The organism is Sphaerisporangium sp. NPDC051011, from assembly GCF_040653595.1.
GTDB lineage: Bacteria > Actinomycetota > Actinomycetes > Streptosporangiales > Streptosporangiaceae > Sphaerisporangium.
Genome location: NZ_JBFAGG010000006.1, coordinates 453113 through 474497 on the forward strand (window position 1 = coordinate 453113; position 21385 = coordinate 474497).

Genomic DNA, 21385 nt, shown 5'->3' on the forward strand with positions numbered 1-21385 from the left:
AAATGCCCCTTTTCCGGGTCGGACGGGGACCCAAAAGCGACTGCTCGGCCCAATGTCCCCGCCGAGCGCGCCGTTCCCACCGGTGAACGCACATCACCGCACATCACCGCACCTCGTGGCACGATGAGCGCCACACTGGTCTCATGGACAACAAACCGCTCGGGATCTATGCAAAGCCCCGACACCGGCCACTCCGGGCAGTACGCCGCGTACCAGCGCATAGTGTGACGTCCGCCACGCACCGGCCAGGCGGCGACCATGCGGGGGCCGCGCGCGATACCGGTGAGTAGATTTCGGCGCAGGTCAACAGGAGGTCAAGTACGCTCCGGCGTCACGCCCCGGAACCACCGGACGGTTCAGGACATGTCCAGGAAGTGGTCAAGAGTCGCCCAGCGTACACACGATCCGCGAATGGGCAAGACCGTTCGGCGCGCGGTTCGTACCGTTCATCGTGGGATGAGAGAAACCCTCTTGCTACTGCCGCATTTATCCTTCGATATCATTCCCGCAACGAATCCGCTGCTTTTGTGACTCCGGGTTAAGTCGTTTGTGAACTGCAGCGGGGAGGTAGCCGTCCCGGCGTCGCCCGCCCGTCCCCCTTGTCCGCACAGCCCGCAGACTGGTGAAGTTGGATCCAGCCCTATCGAGCCAGGCCATCTGAAGGAGTACGTAGTGGCCCCGGAAACCCCTGGTCGCCAGACCCAGGAGACACTGTCGAACCTGCTGCACGAGACCCGGCGCTTCGCGCCACCGGCCGACCTCGCGGCATCCGCGAACGTCTCAGCAGACGCCTACGAAGAGGCGGCGGGAGATCGTCTCGGGTTCTGGGAGCGCGCGGCCGAGCGCCTGACGTGGGGGCGCCGCTGGGACACCACCGTGGAATGGAACCCGCCGTTCGCCAAGTGGTTCCTGGGTGGCACGCTGAACGTGGCCTACAACTGCGTCGACCGCCACGTGGAGGCGGGCCGCGGCGACAAGGTCGCCTACCACTGGGAGGGCGAGCCGGACGGCGACACCCGCACCCTGACGTACTCGGACCTGCTGCGCGAGGTGAGCAGGGCCGCCAACGCCCTCACCGAACTCGGGGTGGGCAAGGGCGACCGCGTGGCGATCTACATGCCCATGATCCCCGAGCTGCCGATCGCCATGCTGGCCTGCGCACGTATCGGCGCGATCCACTCGGTGGTCTTCGGCGGGTTCTCCGCGAGCGCGCTCAGCGGCCGCATCCAGGACGCGGACGCCAAGCTCGTCATCACCGCCGACGGCGGCTACCGCCGGGGCGCGCCGAACGCGCTCAAGCCGACCGTGGACGAGGCCGTCGCCGAGTGCCCGGGCATCGAGCACGTGCTCGTCGTGCGCCGCACCGGCCAGGACGTGCAGGTCACGGACAAGGACATCTGGTGGCACGACCTGGTGGACCGGCAGAGCGACACCCACGAGGCCCCGCAGCACGACGCCGAGGACCCGCTGTACATCCTCTACACCAGCGGCACGACCGGTAAGCCGAAGGGCATCCTGCACACCACCGGCGGCTACCTCACCCAGACGGCGTGGACGCACCACGCGGTGTTCGACCTCAAGCCGGAGTCCGACGTCTACTGGTGCACCGCCGACATCGGCTGGGTGACCGGCCACTCGTACATCGTGTACGGCCCGCTCGCCAACGGCGCGACCAGCGTGATCTACGAGGGCACGCCCGACACGCCGCACAAGGGGCGCTTCTGGGAGGTCGTGCAGAAGTACGGCGTGACCATCCTCTACACCGCGCCGACGGCGATCCGGACGTTCATGAAGTGGGGCGACGACATCCCCGCGAAGTTCGACATGTCGTCGCTGCGCGTCCTCGGCTCGGTGGGCGAGCCGATCAACCCCGAGGCGTACGTCTGGTACCGCGAGCACATCGGCGGCGACCGCTGCCCGGTCGTGGACACCTGGTGGCAGACCGAGACCGGCGCGATCATGATCAGCCCGCTGCCGGGCGTCACCTCCGCCAAGCCCGGCGCCGCGATGCGCCCGCTGCCGGGCATCGTCGCGGACGTCGTGGACGACCAGGGCACGTCCGTCCCGGACGGCGGCGGCGGCTTCCTCGTCGTCCGCGAGCCGTGGCCGTCGATGCTGCGCGGCATCTGGGGCGACGAGAAGCGGTACGTCGACACCTACTGGTCGCGCTTCGACGGCATGTACTTCCCCGGCGACGGGGCGAAGCGGGACGAGGACGGCGACCTGTGGCTGCTCGGCCGCGTGGACGACGTCATGCTCGTGTCCGGCCACAACATCTCGACCACCGAGGTGGAGTCGGCGCTGGTATCGCACCCGAAGGTCGCCGAGGCGGCCGTCGTGGGCGCGACGGACCCGATCACCGGCCAGGCCATCGTGGCGTTCGTGATCCTGCGCGGCAGCGCGGAGGAGAGCGCGGACATCGCCAAGGAGCTGCGCGACCACGTGGCCAAGGCGCTCGGCCCGATCGCCAAGCCGCGGCAGATCCTGGTCGTCCCCGAACTGCCGAAGACCCGCTCGGGCAAGATCATGCGGCGCCTGCTCCGCGACGTGGCCGAGAACCGCAGCATCGGCGATGTCACCACCCTCGCGGACAGCTCGGTGATGAACCTGATCTCGGCCAAGCTCCCCTCGGCGGCCGGCGAGGACTGACCCCTGTTCGAGGCGCGGCGGTGTTCTGGAGTCCTCAGGCGCGAGGGTGAGGGACGATCCCTTGCGTCTGAGGGCGGAAGAACGCCGCCAAAAGGGGCGCCCCGAACACGCCGTGCCGAAGGCGCGGCCATAGACACAGTTCGGGGCGCGGCTGTGTTCTGGAGCCGGCACGCGCGAGGGTGAGGAACGAGCCCTCGCGTGGGACGGTGGAAGAACGCCGCCTAGAAGAGCGCCCCCCGTGCCGGAGGCGCGGCCATAGGCAGGGCGCGGATCCGGCTGCGGGTCCGCGCCCTACGCTTTTCGCACGGGACGCACGTGGCGCCTCGCGTGATGGTCGTCCGCCGGGCCGGGAAGCGCGACGATAGGCGACATCACGCAGGATGGATGTGTCCGAAGATCCGATAGGAGAGCGAACATGGCCGCACCGCCCGAGGAGGAATCTCTCGGCGCCCTCGTCGCCCAGGCGAGCAACCACATATCCACGCTGGTCCGCGCCGAGATCGAGCTGGCGAAGTCGGAGCTCAAGTTCGACGCGAAGCGCGTCGGCACGGCCGCGGGGCTCTTCGGCGTGGCGGCGTTCATGCTGCACCTGTGCCTGATCCTCGCGTCCTTCGCGATCGCCTACGGGCTGGTGCAGCTCGGCATGATGCAGTGGCTGGCGTTCACGATCGTGACGGCCTTCTACCTGATCGTGGCGCTCCTACTGGGATATGTCGGATACCGCCGTCTGAAGGGTCTCACTGGCATGAAGCGCACGACGCGCAGCCTGAAGAACCTGAAGGACGTCGTCGACCTGGAGGGCGGCGAGGCCGCCGCCGTCAACGGGCGCGCGCCGCGGCCGTCCACCGGCGACCACCACCTGCCCGTGGCCGGCGGGAACGACCCCGGGCACCCGAGCCCGCGGGTGTGACTCCCATGGTCACCCGTCCCGACGAGTCGCTGGCCCGCATCCCCGGGCCCTGGACGCACCGTTCCGTGCACGCGGGCAACGGCATGTTCCACATCGCCGAGGCGGGCGAGGGCCCGCTGGTGCTGCTGCTGCACGGTTTCCCCCAGTTCTGGTGGACCTGGCGGCGCCAGCTCGTGTCGCTCCCCGAGGCGGGGTACCGCGCGGTCGCGGTGGACCTGCGCGGGTACGGCGCCAGCGACAAGCCGCCCCGCGGGTACGACCTCCCGACGATCGCGGGCAACATCGCGGGCCTCGTCCGCGCGCTGGGCGAGACGTGCGCGATCGTGATCGGACACGACTGGGGCGGGCTGGTGGCCTGGACGATGGCGGCGATGGACCCGAAGGTCGTGCGCCGCCTGGTCACGGTGTCGGCCCCGCACCCGCTGCGGCTGCGGCAGGCCATGCTCACCGAGCCGTTCGGGCAGCTCAAGGCCAGCGGCCACCTGTTGGGGTTCCAACTTCCCCTGCTTCCCGAGCGGCGGCTGACCAAGAACGGCGCCGCCCGCGTGGGACGGATGCTGGAGGCGTGGTCGGGCCCGGAGTGGCCGCAGGAGGACGTCTCACGCACATACCAGGACGTCTTCCGCATCCCGACCGTGGCCCACTGCGCCCTTGAGTACCACCGCTGGTTCATGCGCTCGCAGATCCGCCCGGACGGCAGGCGCTACCGCAAGCTCATGCGCGCCGAGCTGGAGATGCCGACGTTGCAGGTGCACGGCGCGCTCGACACGTGCACGCTGCCCCGGACGGCGCAGGGGTCCAGCAGGTACGTCGCCGCGCCGTACCGCTGGCGGCTGATCGAGGGGGCCGGGCACTTCCCGCACGAGGAGCGGCCCGAGCAGTTCGACGAGGAGCTCCTGAACTGGCTCCGTGACCCGGAGCCGGACCGGTGAGCAGGCCGCAGAACGACCTGGGAGGGGCCGTGGACGGGCGACAGGGACGGGACAGGGATCCCCTCGGGCGACCCCGCAGCGCCCGGCCCAGGGACGCGCTGGGCCGTCCTCTGCCCAGGGGGGCGCCCGGCGTCGAGCGCGTGCCGGACGACTACGCGCCGAGCGCGGGCCAGGCTCTGGCCGACGCCGCCGGTTACCTCGACCAGGGGCGCCCGTTCCACGCGCACGAGGTGCTGGAGGCGCGGTGGAAGACCGGCCCGGCGCCTGAACGTCCGCTTTGGCAGGGGCTCGCCCAGATCTGCGTGGGCCTGACGCATCTGCAGCGGGGCAACGCCCGTGGAGCGTCCACGCTGCTCGCCCGGGGAGCCGCCAGGACCGCCGAGTACGTCGCCGGACGGCCGCCCGTGAACCTCCCCGAGGTGATCCACGTGGCCGGGGACCTGGCCGCGCACCCGCCGGCCGACCCCGCCACCGCCATCGCGCGGGTCGCGGACCTGCTCAGGGCGGGCGCGAGCTAGTCCGCGGCCCTGGACACGAGCGAGCCGGTTCGCGGTCCTGAACACGGGCGGGCCGGTTCGCGGTCCTGAACACGGGCGGGCCGGTTCGCGGCCCTGCTCAGGGGTGACGCGAGCGGGCTAGTCGCAGTCCTGGGTGTCGACCCGGGCGACGGCGCCGCTGCCCTGGTCGGCGTCGGAGCGCACCTCGTTGGCCGTGAGCGCGTACCCGGTGTCGGGCTGGTCGGTGGCCGCCGCGAAGATCACGCCGTACACCTGGCCGGTGGGCGTGAGCAGCGGCCCGCCGGAGTTGCCCTGCTGCACCAGCCCCCGGATGGCGTAGACCTGGCGGGTGACGGTCTTGCGCGAGTAGATGTCCGCGGCCGTGGCGTTCTGCGTGCCGCGCAGCCGGGCCGGCTCGGTGGTGAAGCCCTTGCCCTTGGGGAACCCGGCGATGATCGCGCTGCCCTGGTCCTCGGGCGTGTAGTCGAACTTCAGCGGGGCCACGTCCAGGTCGGGGACGTAGAGCACGGCGATGTCCCGGTCGGGGTTGTACAGCACGACCTGGGCGTCGTGCCCGGCGCGGTTGTAGTCGGTGACCCGAAGGTCCTGGGTGACCCCGGCCACGACGTGGGCGTTCGTCATGATGTGGTGCGGCGCGTAGACGAAGCCGGTGCCCTCGATGCGCTTGCGGCAGGCGGGCGCGGTGCCCTGGACCTTGACGATGCCCCGCCGGGCGCGCTGCAGCCCGGCCCCCTTGACCACGCTGGCGTCGGGCGGCGGGACGTCGATGATGCCGCCGTTGCCGATGGCGTTGAACACCTGCGGGAACTCCGAGGTGTCGACGAACTTCTTGAACGAGAGCCGCCAGTCCTTGGCCGTCTGGGGCATGGCCGAGTCGACGGTCTGCAGCAGCAGCGAGCCGTTGGTCTGCTGGCGCAGCCATGGAAAGGGGGCCACCGAGAGCAGGGAGCCGATCAGCCAGGCGATCACCAGGACCGACAGCGCGCTGGTGAACGTGCCGCCGAGCGCGTCCACCGTCCGCGCGGGCTCCCAGGTGACGTGGCTGCGGACGACGGCACCGATGGTCGAGAAGGCGAACTGACCGATGACGGCGGCGAGGAACACGATGACGATCGCGAGCAGCGCCTGGTCGGTGGGGGCGCCGACCACCGCGTGGGCGATCGGCGGCGCGATGAGCACCCCGAGGAAGCCGCCCCCGACGAAGCCCATGAAGCTGAACGCCCCGATGATGAACCCCTGCCGGTAGCCGGACACGGCAAAGGCAATCACGAGAACAATCAGGATGAAGTCGAGGAGATCGCCGCTCACGCTTCAACGGTATCCAGCGCGGCCACACGCCGTGCACGCCTTGGCTCGATATCGTTGGCGGCATGGTATCGATCGGGGGATCGAGCGAGGGCCGCACGGACGAACACCCCGGCACGGGCACCCGCGCCTCCCCGTCCCACGGGGGCGCCGGCGCGCACCGCCCGGTCGTGAACGCCGACACCCTCCACACGCTGACCTCGCGCACCGTCGCCGAGCTGATCGCCATCGCGCTCGCCGACGAGGACCCGGACGGCCCGGTCCGCTGGAAGGCCGTGGCCGTCCTGCACACCCGGGGCGACCTGGAGACCTTCACCGAGGCCAGGCGGCTCTGCGCGAGCGACTCCCGCGCCGAGAGGGTGCTCGGGGTGGACATCCTGGGCGAGCTGGGCGCGCCGCAGCGGCCGTTCATCGACAAGACCCTGTCCGTGCTGCGCTATCTCGCGGCCTGCGAGGACGATGTGCGGGTGCTGCACGCGGTCCTGATCGCGTTCGGCCACCTGCGCGACCAGCGGGCGCTGCCGTCGGTGATCGACCTGGCGACGCACCCGGATCCGACCGTGCGGTATGGCGCGGCGTACGCGCTGTCGCACGTCCTCGGGCGCCCGCCGGACCCGGCGGGGCTGGCGGCGCTGCGGCGCCTGGCCAGAGATCCGGACGACGACGTCGCCGACTGGGCGGCGCTCGGCCTGATCCTCCCGTAGGGCGGGCCGATCGTCCCCGCCGGGCCGGCTCTGGCGGGCGGTCATCCCGTAGGGCCCGGCCGGCTCTAGCGGCCGGCCAGCCGGAGAACCTCCGGCGGGAGTTCCTCCACCCTGCGCGCGTCCCAGGGCCGCTCGAAGCCGGTGAGGGCCAGCATGTCGTCCAGGATGCCGGCCGTGAAGCCCCAGACGAGCATGCCGCGCACCCGGAACGCCGGGCCGGCCCAGCCGCCGGGAAGGCGCAGGCGCAGCCGGTTCTCGGGGTCGGCCAGCTCGGAGATCGGCACGCGGGCCACGGCGTCGACCTCGTCGGGCGAGGCCGCGTGCACGGCGCAGGGCGTGTGCCACCAGCCCAGCACGGGCGTCACCCTGTTGTCGCTGCGCAGGACGTACAGCTCGGGCAGCACGCCGACGACGTGGACGCCGGTCGGGTCGAGGCCGGTCTCCTCGGCGGCCTCGCGCAGCGCCGCCCCCACCGGCCCGCCGTCGCCGGGGTCCACGCCGCCGCCGGGGAAGGCGGGCTGCCCGGCGTGGTTGCGACCCCGGGCGCTGCGCTGGATCAGCAGGACGTCGGGCCCGTCGGCCGACTCACCGAACAGCAGCAGGACGGCCGCGGCGCGCCCGCCGTCGGCGGGGGGACGTAAGGGGACGGGGACGGGGCGGTCGACGGCGGTCGACGCGAGGTCGGTCAACCAGCCGGGGACGGGAGAACTCATGCCTTACCTCCTGCGGGGAGCAACATCGGCGCCATCCGGCTACTTCCCCGAGGGCCGCCCAGCGTCCGGAATAGGCCGGAATAGGCCGGAATAGGCCGGTTTCCGAAGATCTAGGAGAACGGCCCGGGCCGGACGAGCTTGGCGGCCTGCGCCGCGTCCGTGGGGCCTTCGCCGTACGACGGGCAGAGGTTCGCGAGGGGGCACGCCCCGCAGGCGGGCCGGCGCGCGTGACAGACGCGGCGGCCGTGCCAGATCAGGTAGTGGGACATCATGGTCCACTGGCTCTTGGGGATCAGCTCCCCCACGGCGTGCTCGATCTTGACGGGGTCGGTCTCGGTCGTCCAGCCGAAGCGGCGGGTGAGGCGCTGGAAGTGGGTGTCCACGGTGATGCCGGGCACGTCGAAGGCGTTGCCGAGGACGACGTTGGCGGTCTTCCTGCCGACGCCGGGCAGCGTGACCAGGTCCTTGAGCTTGCCGGGCACCTCGCCGCCGTGGTGCTCGCAGATGGCCTGCGCCATGCCGATGATGCTGTTGGCCTTGGCCCGGAAGAAGCCGGTGGAGCGGATGATCTCTTCCAGCTCCGCGCGGTCGGCGCCGGCATAGTCAACTACCGTCCGATATTTGGCAAAAAGTATTGGAGTAACCAGATTGACCCTTTTGTCCGTACACTGCGCGGAGAGGATCGTCGCGACCAGCAGCTCTAGCGGGTTGCCGAAGTCGAGCTCACAGTGCGCGTCTGGGTACGTTTCCGCCAGGATTCGGAGCATTCGCCGAGCTCGGCGCACCAGGGCGAGCCGGGACTCCCCAGCGGAGGTCACTTTGCGTGGCACCCCGACAGCCTACGCGGATGGGCTCCCTGAGAGTTCCCTGATGCGGTACGTCACAATGTCTAGCAGCGCTGCGATCCCCAAGCGTGGCGCGCAGTCGTGTGGGCGCGACACCGGAACGAGGAGGGCACCGTGAATACCGACGACGTGCTGCATAAGGCCCCTTTGTTCTCCGCGCTCGACCGCGAGGGGGCGGCCGCGCTGCGTACGGGCATCTCGGAGGTAGAGCTCCACAAGGGCCAGACGCTGTTCAGCGAGGGGGAGACCGGCGACAGGCTGTACGTGGTCCTGGACGGCAAGATCAAGCTCATCCGCACCGCCCCTGACGGGCGCGAGAACCTGCTGAGCGTGCTCGGGCCAGGAGAGATGTTCGGCGAGTTGTCGCTGTTCGATCCCCGTCCCCGCACGGCCAGCGCCATCGCCCTGACGGACGTCCGGCTGGCCGGATTAGGACACGACGACCTGCGCCCCTGGCTCACCGGACGCCCCGAGGTCGCCCTGCACCTGCTGCGGGCCCTCGCCCAGCGGTTGCGGCGCACCAACGACGTCATGGCCGACCTGGTGTTCACCGACGTGCCCGGCCGTGTGGGCAAGGCGCTGCTCGACCTGGCCGAGCGCTTCGGCCAGCGCACCGACGAGGGGCTGCGGGTCCATCACGACCTCACCCAGGAGGAACTGGCGCAGTACGTCGGCGCCTCGCGCGAGACCGTGAACAAGGCGCTCGCCGACTTCGCCCAGCGCGGCTGGCTGCGCATCGAGGCCAAGGCGGTGGTCATCATGGACGCCGACCGCCTCTACGCCCGCTCCCGCTAGCGGCGGCCGTTCACGGGCTATAGCCCGTCGAGGTACGCGATCTGCGCGCGCACCGACATCTCGGCCGCCGGACGCAGCCCGTCCTCCAGGCCGGCGTAGACGATGTCGACGATCTCGGCCGGCGTCCGCGCGCCCTCCCGCCGTGCCCGCCTGATCTGCTCCAGACGGCCGCGCCGGTGCGCGATGTAGGAGTCCAGCGCCGCGATCGGCTCGGGCAGCACCGGGCCGTGCCCCGGCAGCAGGACCTTGGCGGACATGATCTCGGCGCCGGCCCGCAGGCGGTCCAGGCTGCGCAGGTAGTCGGCCAGGTCGCCGTCGGGGGCGATCATCGTCGTGCCCCGGCCGAGGATCGTGTCCCCGGTCAGCATCGCCTCGTCGCCCGGCAGATAGAAGCACAGCGAGTCGAACGAGTGGCCCGGCGTGCCGACGACCCGCAGCTCCACGCCGCCGCCCGACACCACGTCGCCGTCCCCCAGCCCCTCGCCGCCGAGCACGTGCGCGGGGTCAAGCGCCCGCACCGGCGCGCCCGCCATCTCGGCGAACCGCTTGGCCCCGCCGCTGTGGTCGGAATGCCCGTGGCTGAGCAGGATCGCCTTGACGCGACGGCCGTCCAGGTGGTCGGCCACGCGGCGAAGGTGCCCTTCGTCGTCGGGGCCCGGGTCCACGACCAGGACGGACGGCGCGTCCGGCTCGCCGATCACCCAGGTGTTCGTGCCGTCCAGCGTCATCGGCGAGGCGTTGGGCGCGAGCAGGTTGGTCGCACGCGTGGTACCGGAGCCGTCCGGGCCGTCGAGGGGGATTCGCAGACCGCTCATAACACCCCATCATGACCGTCGGGCATGACCAGCCACATCTCGCCCTCCACTTCGGCGACGCGGGGCTGGATGGTGACGATCTCGCGGTCGCAGGCGAGGACGGACGGAACATCCGCGAACACCGAAAACTCGGTGAGTGTGCGGATCGTCGGGAGCATGAGCCGGATCTCCCCGTCCCGCGCCCGGCGCAGCGCCCCATCGGGGCTCAGCCACGCCACCTCGTCGGCCTCGCCGCCCACGTCGCGCGTGCGCTGGCCGGGCGGCATCGCGGCCACGAAGAACCGCGTGTCGAACCGCTTGTGCTCGACGTCCGGCGTGATCCAGTGCCCCCATGGGCGGAGCAGGTCGGCCCGGAGCACCAGGCCGCGCTTGTTCAGGAACTCGGCCAGCGACAGCCGCCGCTCGATCAGGGCCTCGCGGTCGGCCTCCCAGTCGTCCCCGGTGGTGTCGGCGACGACGGTATCCGGGCTCGGCCCGGCGAGTAGCACCCCGGACTCCTCGAACGTCTCGCGCACGGCCGCGCAGACCAGGCCGCGCGCGGTGGCGGCGTCCGCCCCGAACACGCGGCCCCAGGTCTCGGGGGCCGGGCCCGCCCAGGCAACGCTCTGGTCGGCGTCGCGCGGGTCGACCGAGCCGCCCGGAAAGACGTACGCGCCGGCGGCGAAGTCCATGCTCGTCGCGCGCCTGAGCATGTAGACCTCGACGCCGGCGCGCGCGGGTCGCAGGAGCACGACGGTCGCGGCGTCCCGGACCGGCGCGGGGCTGATCTCGCCGGCCAGGACCGCCCGCGCGCGAAGGCCCGTCTCTCTGGACATCGGGACGCCTTCCATGCCACCTCCACGTGATCCAGCCGGCCGGAGCTCGACCGGACCATGGTGACACGGATCATCCGACCTCGGCGATGAGCTCCACCTCGACGGGGGCGTCCAGCGGCAGGACGGCGACGCCGACGGCGCTGCGCGCGTGGCGCCCCGCCTCCCCCAGCACCTCGCCGAGCAGCTCGCTGGCACCGTTGATGACGCCCGGCTGGCCGGTGAAATCAGGCGCGCTCGCCACGAACCCGACCACCTTGACCACGCGCACGATGTTCGACAGGCCGCCGGCCACCGACGCGACCGCCGCCAGGGCGTTCAGCGCGCAGATGCGGGCCTGCTCCTTGGCCACCTCGGGGTCGACCTCGGCGCCCACCTTGCCGGTGACGCCGAGCTTGCCGTCGACCATGGGGAGCTGGCCGGAGGTGTACACGTAGTTCCCGGTGCGCACGACGGGCACGTACGCGGCCAGCGGCGGGACGACCTGCGGCAGCGTCAGGCCGAGCTCGGCGAGCCGCTCCTCGGGCGTGCTCACTGCTTCTCCCGCTTCATGTAGGCGACGAGTTGCTCGGGGTTCGGGCCGGGAATGACGGTGACGAGCTCCCAGCCGTCCTGTCCCCAGTTGTCGAGGATCTGCTTGGTGGCATGGGTCAGCAGAGGGACCGTGGCGTATTCGAAACGCTTCATGGTGGCACTGTAGACGGACCCGGCGGGGTGGGGTGGCGGGCCCATCCGTCCCAGTCGCCACCTGCGTCTCGGCGCCGCGCTTCGCGTGACGTTCTGCGAACGATCAATGCTCCCGCCGGAGCCCGCCCGCGTCGGCGTTTCCGGCCCGCGGAAGGCGTCGAACGGGTGTCCATGAGGCGGGGAAGGGCGAATCGCCAAGTGACCGTTGGGTAGCCTTCGGAAGGTGAGTGCTCGCGACATCGACTGGGACGGCGTACGGCTTCACGTCGTGACCGGCAAGGGCGGCACCGGCAAGACCACGGTGGCCGCCGCCCTCGCCCTCGCCCTTGCCGCGGGCGGCCGTAAGGTGCTGCTCGTCGAGGTCGAGGGCCGGCAGGGCATCGCCCAGGTCTTCGACACCGCCCCCCTTCCGTACGAGGAGCGCAAGATCGCCGTGGCGCCCGGCGGCGGGGACGTCTACGCGCTCGTGATCGACCCCGAAGAGGCGATGCTCGAATACGTCGAGATGTTCTACGGCATGCGCCGCGCGGGCAAGGCGCTCAACAAGATCGGCCTGATCGACTTCGCGACCACCATCGCCCCCGGCCTGCGCGACGTTCTCGTCACCGGCAAGACCAGCGAAGCCGTACGTCGTCGCGACAAGTCCGGCAAGCGGGTGTACGACGCGGTCGTCATGGACGCGCCGCCCACGGGCAGGATCACCCGGTTCCTCAACGTGACCTCGGAGGTCGCCGGGCTGGCCCGCATCGGCCCGGTCAAGAACCACGCCGACCTGGTACGGGGTGTCGTGGCCTCGCCGGAGACCGCCGTCCACTTCGTCACGCTCCTGGAGGAGATGCCCGTCCAGGAGACGCTGGACGGCATCGAGAGCCTGCGCGCCGCCAACCTGCCGGTCGGCGGCGTCTTCATCAACATGGTGCGGCCCGAGCTGCTGCCCAAGACGGCGCTCGACGCCGCCATGAAGAACGCCTTCGACCCCGGGGAGCTCGCGCTCGGGCTCAAGGCCGCCGGCCTCGCCGACGGCACCGCGGACGCGTCGGCGATCGCCGAGTCCCTCGCCGCCGAGATCCGCGAGCACGCCCGGCGCACCTCGCTGGAGCGGCGCGAGCGGCGGTCGCTCGCCAAGGCCAAGGTCCCGCGCTACGAGCTGCCGCTGCTGGCCGACGGCTCCGACCCGGCCGGCCTCCACGAGCTGGCCCAGGCCATCCGCGCGCAGGGGGCGGCGTGAGCGGCCCGGCCACCCGGCCGCCTCTGAGGACCCCGGCGCCCCCGCGTCCGGCCGCCCGGCGGCCGTGCCCGTCGTGTGATCAGCACAGCCCCCACCGGAGGACGTCCCCGACATGACCTCGACCGCGCCCGCTCATTCCGCCGCCAGGGCCGCCGGCCGCCGGGTGTCGCCCGTGCTCGACATGGACGCCATCCTCGACGACCCCGGCACCCGCATCGTGGTGTGCTGCGGCTCGGGCGGCGTGGGGAAGACCACCACGGCCGCCGCGCTCGGGCTGCGGGCGGCCGAACGGGGACGCCGCGTCGTCGTGCTCACCGTCGACCCGGCCCGCCGTCTCGCGCAGTCCATGGGGCTGACCGAGCTGGACAACACCCCGCGCCTGGTCGCCGGCGTCAAAGGGCCGGGCGAGCTGCACGCGATGATGCTCGACATGAAGCGGACGTTCGACGAGATCATCGAGTCGCACGCCGACCCGGAGCGCGCCCGGCAGATCCTGACGAACCCGTTCTACCAGTCGCTGTCGTCCAGCTTCACCGGGACGCAGGAGTACATGGCCATGGAGAAGCTCGGCCAGCTCCGCCGCTCGGACGAATGGGACCTGATCATCGTCGACACGCCGCCGTCGCGGTCGGCGCTGGACTTCCTGGACGCCCCGGAACGGCTCGGCCGGTTCCTGGACGGGCGGCTGATCCGCATCCTGATGGCCCCGGCCAAGGCCGGAGGGCGCAGCGCGTTCAAGCTGCTCAACGCCGGATTCGGCCTGGTGGCGGGGGTGCTGACGAAGATCCTCGGCGCCCAGTTCCTCAAGGACATCCAGACGTTCGTCGCCGGGCTGGACGCCGTGTTCGGCGGTTTCCGGCAACGCGCCGAGCAGACGTACCAGCTGCTGCAGGCGCCCGGCACGGCGTTCGTGGTCGTCGCCGCCCCGGAGCGGGACGCGATGCGCGAAGCGTCGTACTTCGTGGAACGGCTCGCCGAAGAGCGCATGCCGCTGGCGGGCCTGGTGATCAATCGCGTGCATCGGTCTCCGGCTCCGGCCCTCTCGGCCGCGCGCAGTGCGGCCGCCGCCGAAGATCTCGAAGCGCGTGGCGAACACGAGCTGACCGCCGCCGTGCTGCGGCTGCACGCCGGTCGGATGCAGCTCGCGGCGCGCGAACACCGGGAACGAGAACACTTCACATCGGCCCACCCCACCGTGCCGATCTCCGAGGTACCCGCGATGCCGGAGGACGTCCACGATCTCGCCGGTCTGCGGGAGATCGGCGAACTGCTGTCCTCCTGAGCACAGGAACCCCGGACGGCCTCGACGACCGACGTGGTCGTCGGGCCGGAAGTCGGTGAAGGGACTCGGACCCGGTGACGCCATCGAGGGGCCGGCGATCGGCCCCTCCGTCATGTCGTGGAGCGCTGGGCGACGGTGCCGGGCGCTCCTGAACTCAGCCGGCGATCAGCTCGTTGGATCGCTCGTACTCCTCCTTGGCGACCTCGAGAAGGTCGCGCCAGGAGGTGACTTCCGGTCGCCGCCTGAGCAGCGCGCGGCGCTCTCGCTCGGTCATTCCGCCCCAGACACCGAACTCGATCCGGTTGTCCAGCGCGTCCGCGAGGCACTCCGTACGGACCGGGCATCCTCGGCAGATGAGCTTCGCCCTGTTCTGCGCGGCACCCTGCACGAACAACGCGTCAGGATCCGCACCTCGACAGGCGGCACGGGAGGTCCAATCCGTGATCCACATTTCGACCCCACTCCCCTATAGGTGGTCAGTCGTCACTTGGCGGCCGACGGGCGCGGGCGTCGAGCCTCCTTATTCAGTTGCCGCAGAGGAGAACGTACGCAACCAGACGTTCGGACCGACAGACCCCGGGCGGGTCAATTTCCCACATGGTCATGTCAGGCCATGTGGCCGAGAATGACTAGTCATCCCCTCCGCGGGTAGTGCGCGAGTCAATGCGAAATGGACTTTGGGTACCTATTGAGCCAGTACTTCGGCATACCCTTGGACTCGTGCAAGCGAGAGGCAAAGCCCAGGGGTCGGTGTTCGTCAACCTGCTGCGGCTCATCGGAGCCGCCGTGGCCGCGGGGGTGCTGGCCGCCGCCATCGCACTGCCCGCCGTGGGCGGCGCGGGCATGGGGGTGAAGGGCACGACTGACGCGCTCAACCTCAAGCCCGAAGATCTCAAAGAGCCTCCGCTTCCCGAGAAGACGGAGATCCTCGACTCCAAGGGCAAACGGATCGCGCAGTTCTACTATCAGAACCGCGAATCGGTGCCCCTGGACAAGGTGGCGCCGATCATGCGCACCGCGATCATCTCCATCGAGGACTATCGCTTCTACGAGCACGGCGCGCTCGACCTCGAAGGCTCCGCGCGCGCCCTGATGACGAACTTCAAATCCGGCGGCGTGGCGCAGGGCGGTTCGTCCATCACCCAGCAGTACGTCAAGCAGGTGATCTTCAACAAGGCCGAGACGGACGAGGAGAAGGCGGCCGCCATCGCCCCCACCGTCTCCCGCAAGCTGAACGAGCTGCGGTACGCGATGGCCGTCGAGGAGAAGTACACCAAGGACCAGATCCTCGAGCGCTACCTCAACATCGCCTACTTCGGCGCCAGCTCGTACGGCATCCAGGCGGCGTCCAAGCGGTTCTTCGACAAGCCCGCCGCCGAGCTGAACCTCGAAGAGGCGGCCACGCTCGCCGGCGCCGTCCAGAACCCCAACGCGACCGACCCCAACCTCGGCAGGCAGCACCGCGCCGCCCTGCTCTCCCGGCGCAACGTCGTGCTGGACCGCATGGCCGAGCTCGGGAAGATCACCAAGGAGCAGGCCGCCGAGGCCAAGGCCAAGAAGTTCACCTACAAGGACGTCGCGATCCCCGGCGGCTGCGAGCAGAGCAACTACCCGTACTTCTGCCTGTACGTCCAGCACGAGATCCTCAACGACCGCCAGTTCGGCAAGACCGAGAAGGCGCGCAGGGAGTTCCTCAACCGCGGCGGCCTGGTCATCAAGACCACGCTCGACACCAAGATGCAGAAGGCCGCGGACAAGGCGATCAAGAAGTTCGTCAACGCCTCCGACAAGCCGGTCGCCGCCGAGGCGCTCATCGAGCCCGGCACCGGCGCCATCAAGGCCATGGCCGCGAGCCGCGAGTTCGGCACCAGCAAGAAGAAGAACGAGTCCAACTACAACCTGGTGGCCGACGTCGCGCACGGCGGCGGCTCCGGCTTCCAGGCCGGGTCGACGTTCAAGGCGTTCACGCTGGCCACGGCGCTGAAGGAGGGGATGCACTACGAGGACGGCATCAACTCCGGCAGCAGCTTCCAGGCGAGCGGCTACAGCGACTTCAAGAACTGCAAGGGCGAGAACGTCGGCGACCCCAGCCACGTCGCGCACAACTCCTCCGAGGGCGGCGGCGGGTTCAAGACCCTGCAGACCGGCACCTGGGGCTCGGTCAACACCTTCTTCCTCAGTCTGGAGCAGAAGGTCGGCCTGTGCGACGTCGTCAGGACCGCCAAGGACCTCGGCATCAAGCGCGCCGACGGCGGCAAGCTGCGCGAGGTCGAGACCTTCACCCTCGGCGTGAACGAGATGGACCCGGTGACGGTGGCCGCCGCGTACGCCACGTTCGCCTCCCGGGGCAACTACTGCAAGCCGATGGCGATCACCTCGATCAGCGACCGCTACGGCAAGACGACCCCGTTCAAGCCGACCTGCAAGCAGGCGCTCGACGAGAAGGTCGCGGACGCCGTCAGCGGCATCCTGTCCGGGGTGTTCACCAAGGGCACGATGAGCGGCGTCGGCGGCATCGGCCGGGACGCGGCGGGCAAGACCGGAACGACGGACGGCTCCATGACCGCCTGGTTCGCCGGATACACCCCGGACCTCGCCGGCGCCGTCAGCCTCGGCGACCCCCGCGGCTCGTACACCCACCCGCTGCGCAACATCCGCATCGGCGGCCATTTCTACGGCGAGGTCTTCGGTGCGACGATCTCCGGGCGCATCTGGAAGGAAACGTTCATCAACGCCCTCAAGGACATCGAGGCGACGTCCTTCACGCCGCCGGACATGAGCCAGTTCGGCGGGTGCAGCGGAGGCTGCGCGCCCAAGCCGCAGAAGAAGGACCCGATCCGCGACGGCGGCAACAACGGCGACCCGTTCCAGGTGCCGGACGGCAACGGCAATGGCAACGGCAATGGCAACGGCAATGGCCACGGCAACGGCAACGGCAACGGCCGGTTCAACGGCGGCCCTCAGGACGGCGGCGCCACCGGCGTGTTCCCGGTGCCGGCCGTCATCACCCCGACCACCAGGAACTGAACCACCCGGCCACCAGGATCTGAGCCGCCCGCGGCCGCCGCTCTCCGGACGGCGGCCGCGCGGTCGTCAGTGGACGATCTCTCTCCGCGGTCGGCCATTGCCCGGGGAAGCGCGGCGCTCCCACGAGGCCGCCCCAGGAAGCGGACGGCCCTCACGTCGGCCTCAGCGCGGCTCTCAGTCCGTACTCACCTCGGCCTCGACCCGTTCGGCCTCGGCCCGTTCGATCTCAGCCTGCGAGGCGGGCGCGCACGGCCTGGGCGACCCTGCCGCCCTCGGCCCGTCCGGCGACCTTGGGGTTGAGCACCTTCATCACCTGACCCATCGCCTTCGGCCCCTCGGCGCCGCTCTCGGCGATGGCCTCCTGGACGAGCCGGTCGAGCTCCTCGTCACTGAGCTGCGCGGGCAGGTACCCCTCCAGGACGGCCTGCTCGTCCCGCTCCGCCTGGGCCTGCTCGTCGCGGCCCGCGCCGGCGAAGGCCTCGGACGCCTCGCGCCGCTTCTTGGCCTCCTTGGTCAGCACCTTGACGACCTCGTCGTCCGAGAGCTCGCGCGCCTCCGCGCCGGCGACCTCCTCGGTGCTGACGGCCGCCAGGGCCATGCGCAGCGTCCGCGTCCGCACCTCGTCCCGCGCCTTCATCGACGTCGTGAGGTCGGCCTTCAGCTTGTCCTTCAAAGCACTCATGGTCACCATCTTGCCGTGTCCACGCGGCACTCTCGCCCGCATTTCCCCGCACCACGCCGCCATGTCCCAGAGGTCCCGCGCCTGCGGCGCATCGGGGTGCCGAAGACGGTGGTGAGGGTCCGCTCGTCCACGGCCGAGCGGTCGCCGTAGTCCGCCGGGAGGTCCACGCGCGGACGTATGCCCGGCGGGGGAAGCCGGAGCTCCTGCTGGGCCTTCGCTTCGGGGGCGGGAGGCGACGAGACGTCCCCTCGGGCATGATGAAGGGGTGAGGAAAGCTGCCGCGATACCCCTGTCCCTGCTCGGTCTCGGCGCCGCCGGGCTCGGCTACGCGTCGATCATCGAGCGCAACTGGTTCCGGCTGCGCCGCTTCGACGTACCGGTGCTGGAGCCGGGGCAGCGGCCGGTCCGCATCCTGCAGATCTCCGATCTGCATCTCACACCGGGGCGCACCCGCCTGATCAACTGGGTCCGCTCCCTGGACGCGCTCGAACCCGACCTCGTGGTGAACACCGGCGACACCCTCTCCCACCCCGACGCGATCCCCGCCTACATGCGCGCGGTCGAGCCGCTCCTGTCCCGCCCGGGCCTGTTCGTCTACGGGTCCAACGACCTGTACTCGCCCCGCTTCAAGAACCCCGCCCGCTACCTGTGGCGCTCGTCCAAGAGCGACAAGCGCCGCCACATCCCCGACCTGCCGTGGACGGAGCTGGGCGCCGCCATGACGGCCGCGGGCTGGCTGGACATGAACAACACCACCGCCCGGGTCAAGGCGGGCGACCTCGACGTCTTCGTGGGCGGCATCCACGACTCGCACATCAACCGCGACCGCTACGACGAGATCGCCGGCCCGGCCCCCGCCGACGCCGATCTTCGCCTGGGCGTCATGCACTCCCCCGAGCCGAGCAACATGTCGCGTTTCGCGGCCGACGGCTACCAGCTCCTGCTCGCCGGGCACACCCACGGCGGCCAGCTCTGCATCCCCTTCTACGGGGCTCTGGTGACCAACTGCGGCATCGACCGCGCCCGCGTGAAGGGTTTGCACCGGCACGAGTCCGCGTGGCTCCACGTCTCCGCCGGCCTCGGCACCTCGCCCTTCGCCCCCGCCCGCTTCTCCTGCCCTCCGGAGGCCACCCTGCTCACCCTGGTCCCCCGGCGCCCCACCCGCCGCTGACCCCGGAACCCCACCCCGATCCGCGCTCTCGGGGGGACGCGAGCACCCCCAAAGTCCGCTAGACTCATGCGAGCACGAGCAAAGCACGACGCGAGTGCACCGGGGTGTAGCGCAGCTTGGCAGCGCGCTTCGTTCGGGACGAAGAGGCCGTGGGTTCAAATCCCGCCACCCCGACCATGTAGTTGCAGGTCAAGGGCCTGATCGCTGGAGACAGTGATCAGGCCCTTGGTCGTTCGTTAGCGTGGCGTTAGTGGTTTGAACCCCTGTGCCTGACCCGGCTTCGCGGGGAGTCCCCGCGAAGCCGGATCAGATGGTTCAGCGGGCCGTGGGTACCCAGCCGGGAAGGCCTGGCACAGGGCCGGGAAGCGGGCGGGCACGCAGGGTGCTCAGGGTGCTCAGCTCCGCAGGTGGCATGGCCGGGCACCGCGCGCCCTTACCTGGCACGGTGAGGGAGACCAGGTAGTTGTCGAACGCGGCGGTCGGGCACTCGCCACGGCCGTAGATCCCGTGCCCCCACCCCTCGTAGGTGAGCAGCCTGGCCTCGCGCCCGATCTGCCGCGCCGCGTTGACCGCCCACGGGTAGGCCGTGGCGGGGTCGTGCACCGCGTTGCCGAGGAGCAGCGTGGGCGTGCCGGAGACGTTCAGACGGTGCTGCGGGTTGGGGATCGGACCAGGCGTGCCCAGGCAGGCGGCCGCCGCTACGTGCCCCGCCGAGCTGACCAGCATGTCCGGCGCGATCGCCGCCGACCTGCGCAGCATGCGCGCATATTCGCGGTAGTCGCGGATGGGCAGCAGGTAGTCCTGGCAGAAGACCTGGCTGGCGTCTTCGACCTCTTCCTGAGCCGGCGCGGGCGTGAGGATCGCCCGCGCCGTCTGGGCGCCGCTCTCCAGCGCGACCAGGAACTCGGCCAGCTCCTTGTACGCCGGGCCGTAGAACGCGCCGAACGCCTGCCCGATCAGCCCCGACTTGGTCAGGGTGATCTCGGGCTCGTCTGGCAGGTGCAGCTCGCCCCGGTCCGCGCGGGCGAGCAGTTCCTTCCAGAGCGCCCGGATGCCCCTGCCGTGCAGCGCGCACGAGGCCGTCCTGTCACACCAGGCGACGAACTCGTCGAAGGAGTCCTGGACGGTCTGGGCCTCGGTATCCAGGAACGCCGTGGTGCCGAGGCTGTGGTCCATGTTGCTGTCGAGTGCCAGGGCGCGGACCCGGCTCGGGTAGCGCTCGGCGTACTGCTGGCCGATGAGCGTGCCGTACGAGACGCCGTAGTAGCTGAGCTTGTCGTCGCCCAGCGCGGCCCGCAGGGCGTCGAGGTCGCGGATCACGTTGCCGGTGTGCACCTGGTCGAACAGCGGGCCCGTGCGGCTCCTGCAGTCCTGCCGGTAGCGCTTGTTGAATGCCAGCAGCGCGTCGAAGTCGGCCTGGCTCTTCAGCGAGAACGGATCGGGCGCCTGGCCGGCCAGTTCGAGCGAGCACAGGATCGGGTGGCTGCGCGCCACGCCGCGCGGGTCGAACCCGACGACGTCGAAGCGGCTCGTGATCTCCGGGGTGAAGCCGAGCCAGCCGTTCAGCACGGCGTCCACGCCGGATCCGCCGGGCCCGCCGGGATTGATCACCAGCGAGCCGATCCTGGCCGCGGGATCGGTGGCCTTGCGCCGCGCGAGCGCCAGCTCGAACGTCTGCCCGCCGGGCTTGTTCCAGTCGACGGGGACGGTCAGCGTGCCGCACTCGACGGTGGCGTCCTCCTGGCATGGGGCCCACGAGATGGTGCTCTGTGCCGCGGCACTGGCCGGGACTATGGGGAGCAGGGGGAGGACGAGCGAGAGTAAAAGGGCGAACGTCAGGACAGGTCTTCGCATAACAGGTCCAATCATCGGGGAATCCCGATCTTGGATCACGTTTCCGAACAAGACCATCCGGCTCGAGTATGAGATCGAGTTCATACTTCGCCCTCAAGATCGAAGAGCCCTCATACCCAGGTGCCACCCCGGCCAGGGAATCGGGCCGCCGGACATGGTGCCGACGTATCGGCCGGGCCGATCATGCGCGCGCCTCTGCGGTCTACCTGTCGGCGAGGATTACACCCGGTCTGACGTGGCCACGATCGGTCACATGGTCGACCTGATCGCGGGCTCCCTGGGCAAGCGCGGCCGACGCCTGTGGCCTGGGCAGGTCGGCCATCGGCACAGGGCAGGAGGATCACCTGGCCTTCCTGCGGGTGCGAGGACTGCTGCGCGGGCGCAAGACCGCCATCTGAGCATGGCGGCCTCTGCCAGGGAAGGCCGGGACCTGGCGTTTCTTTGCCGGGATGTGAG

General features: G+C 70.6%; 20 protein-coding genes and 1 tRNA gene. 11 read left to right on the forward strand and 10 right to left on the reverse strand.

Annotated elements, in window-relative coordinates; translation table 11 throughout:
• Positions 1-672: 672 nt before the first annotated feature.
• From acs to AB0H21_RS17330, 4 genes are all read left to right on the forward strand, one after another.
• The gene (acs, locus tag AB0H21_RS17315) at positions 673-2649 is read left to right on the forward strand and encodes an acetate--CoA ligase (RefSeq protein ID WP_358517263.1); all 1977 of its coding nucleotides are present in this window, start codon (positions 673-675) and stop codon (positions 2647-2649) included.
• A gap of 415 nt (positions 2650-3064) precedes the next feature.
• Positions 3065-3559 carry a phage holin family protein gene (locus AB0H21_RS17320; protein ID WP_358517265.1) on the forward strand — a complete coding sequence of 165 codons (495 nt, stop codon included), beginning with the start codon at positions 3065-3067 and terminating at the stop codon, positions 3557-3559.
• Positions 3560-3564: 5 nt separating this feature from the next.
• Complete coding sequence (locus tag AB0H21_RS17325; protein ID WP_358517267.1) at positions 3565-4491, forward strand: alpha/beta hydrolase; 927 nt, start codon at positions 3565-3567, stop codon at positions 4489-4491.
• A complete protein-coding gene (locus AB0H21_RS17330; protein ID WP_358517269.1) occupies positions 4488-5009 on the forward strand; it encodes a DUF309 domain-containing protein in 522 nt (173 codons plus the stop codon). The genes AB0H21_RS17325 and AB0H21_RS17330 overlap by 4 nt, the downstream gene beginning before the upstream one ends.
• A 117-nt stretch (positions 5010-5126) precedes the next feature.
• On the opposite strand, the gene AB0H21_RS17335 is transcribed toward AB0H21_RS17330, so the two are convergent.
• The gene (locus tag AB0H21_RS17335; protein ID WP_358517271.1) at positions 5127-6317 is read right to left on the reverse strand and encodes a MarP family serine protease; all 1191 of its coding nucleotides are present in this window, start codon (positions 6315-6317) and stop codon (positions 5127-5129) included.
• 62 nt (positions 6318-6379) lie between these two features.
• On the opposite strand from AB0H21_RS17335, the gene AB0H21_RS17340 reads away from it, so the two are divergent.
• The gene (locus tag AB0H21_RS17340) at positions 6380-7018 is read left to right on the forward strand and encodes a HEAT repeat domain-containing protein (protein WP_358517273.1); all 639 of its coding nucleotides are present in this window, start codon (positions 6380-6382) and stop codon (positions 7016-7018) included.
• A gap of 65 nt (positions 7019-7083) precedes the next feature.
• Here the strand turns inward: AB0H21_RS17340 and AB0H21_RS17345 are convergent, their stop codons facing one another.
• Both AB0H21_RS17345 and nth read right to left on the reverse strand, forming a co-directional pair.
• Positions 7084-7731 (reverse strand): CoA pyrophosphatase, encoded by a 648-nt coding sequence (locus tag AB0H21_RS17345; protein ID WP_358517275.1) that lies wholly within the window; start codon positions 7729-7731, stop codon positions 7084-7086.
• A 110-nt stretch (positions 7732-7841) separates the two neighbouring features.
• Complete coding sequence (gene nth / locus AB0H21_RS17350; protein ID WP_358517317.1) at positions 7842-8498, reverse strand: endonuclease III; 657 nt, start codon at positions 8496-8498, stop codon at positions 7842-7844.
• Positions 8499-8723: 225 nt separating this feature from the next.
• On the opposite strand from nth, the gene AB0H21_RS17355 reads away from it, so the two are divergent.
• On the forward strand, positions 8724-9371 hold the full coding sequence (locus AB0H21_RS17355) for a Crp/Fnr family transcriptional regulator (protein ID WP_358517319.1): 648 nt from the start codon (positions 8724-8726) through the stop codon (positions 9369-9371).
• A gap of 17 nt (positions 9372-9388) precedes the next feature.
• Here AB0H21_RS17355 and AB0H21_RS17360 read toward each other — a convergent pair whose 3' ends face one another.
• From AB0H21_RS17360 to AB0H21_RS17375, 4 genes are all read right to left on the reverse strand, one after another.
• Positions 9389-10186, reverse strand: a complete 798-nt coding sequence (locus tag AB0H21_RS17360; protein WP_358517277.1) for an MBL fold metallo-hydrolase — start codon at positions 10184-10186, stop codon at positions 9389-9391.
• Positions 10183-11001, reverse strand: a complete 819-nt coding sequence (locus tag AB0H21_RS17365) for an NUDIX hydrolase (RefSeq protein WP_358517278.1) — start codon at positions 10999-11001, stop codon at positions 10183-10185. Before AB0H21_RS17365 ends, AB0H21_RS17360 begins: the two co-directional genes overlap by 4 nt.
• A 70-nt stretch (positions 11002-11071) precedes the next feature.
• On the reverse strand, positions 11072-11533 hold the full coding sequence (locus AB0H21_RS17370; RefSeq protein ID WP_358517280.1) for a RidA family protein: 462 nt from the start codon (positions 11531-11533) through the stop codon (positions 11072-11074).
• Positions 11530-11685 carry a DUF4177 domain-containing protein gene (locus tag AB0H21_RS17375; RefSeq protein WP_358517282.1) on the reverse strand — a complete coding sequence of 52 codons (156 nt, stop codon included), beginning with the start codon at positions 11683-11685 and terminating at the stop codon, positions 11530-11532. Before AB0H21_RS17375 ends, AB0H21_RS17370 begins: the two co-directional genes overlap by 4 nt.
• A 223-nt stretch (positions 11686-11908) precedes the next feature.
• Between AB0H21_RS17375 and AB0H21_RS17380 the strand changes: the two genes are divergently transcribed.
• Together AB0H21_RS17380 and AB0H21_RS17385 are read left to right on the forward strand one after the other, a co-directional pair.
• Positions 11909-12913, forward strand: coding sequence for an ArsA-related P-loop ATPase (locus tag AB0H21_RS17380; RefSeq protein ID WP_358517284.1), 1005 nt, complete (start codon positions 11909-11911; stop codon positions 12911-12913).
• A 181-nt stretch (positions 12914-13094) separates the two neighbouring features.
• Positions 13095-14195: an ArsA family ATPase gene (locus AB0H21_RS17385; RefSeq protein ID WP_358517321.1), complete on the forward strand. Its 1101-nt coding sequence runs from the start codon at positions 13095-13097 to the stop codon at positions 14193-14195.
• A 154-nt stretch (positions 14196-14349) separates the two neighbouring features.
• Here the strand turns inward: AB0H21_RS17385 and AB0H21_RS17390 are convergent, their stop codons facing one another.
• Positions 14350-14646 (reverse strand): WhiB family transcriptional regulator, encoded by a 297-nt coding sequence (locus AB0H21_RS17390; RefSeq protein ID WP_358517286.1) that lies wholly within the window; start codon positions 14644-14646, stop codon positions 14350-14352.
• Between the two features lie 269 nt (positions 14647-14915).
• On the opposite strand from AB0H21_RS17390, the gene AB0H21_RS17395 reads away from it, so the two are divergent.
• Entirely contained in the window at positions 14916-17222 is a 2307-nt protein-coding gene (locus AB0H21_RS17395; protein WP_358517288.1) for a transglycosylase domain-containing protein, read from the forward strand.
• Between the two features lie 226 nt (positions 17223-17448).
• Here AB0H21_RS17395 and AB0H21_RS17400 read toward each other — a convergent pair whose 3' ends face one another.
• The gene (locus tag AB0H21_RS17400) at positions 17449-17904 is read right to left on the reverse strand and encodes a GatB/YqeY domain-containing protein (protein WP_358517289.1); all 456 of its coding nucleotides are present in this window, start codon (positions 17902-17904) and stop codon (positions 17449-17451) included.
• A 265-nt stretch (positions 17905-18169) separates the two neighbouring features.
• Between AB0H21_RS17400 and AB0H21_RS17405 the strand changes: the two genes are divergently transcribed.
• Together AB0H21_RS17405 and AB0H21_RS17410 are read left to right on the forward strand one after the other, a co-directional pair.
• Entirely contained in the window at positions 18170-19075 is a 906-nt protein-coding gene (locus AB0H21_RS17405) for a metallophosphoesterase (protein WP_358517291.1), read from the forward strand.
• Positions 19076-19175: 100 nt separating this feature from the next.
• Positions 19176-19252, forward strand: a tRNA-Pro gene (locus AB0H21_RS17410).
• 138 nt (positions 19253-19390) lie between these two features.
• Here the strand turns inward: AB0H21_RS17410 and AB0H21_RS17415 are convergent.
• Entirely contained in the window at positions 19391-20929 is a 1539-nt protein-coding gene (locus AB0H21_RS17415; RefSeq protein ID WP_358517293.1) for an alpha/beta fold hydrolase, read from the reverse strand.
• Positions 20930-21385 lie beyond the last annotated feature (456 nt).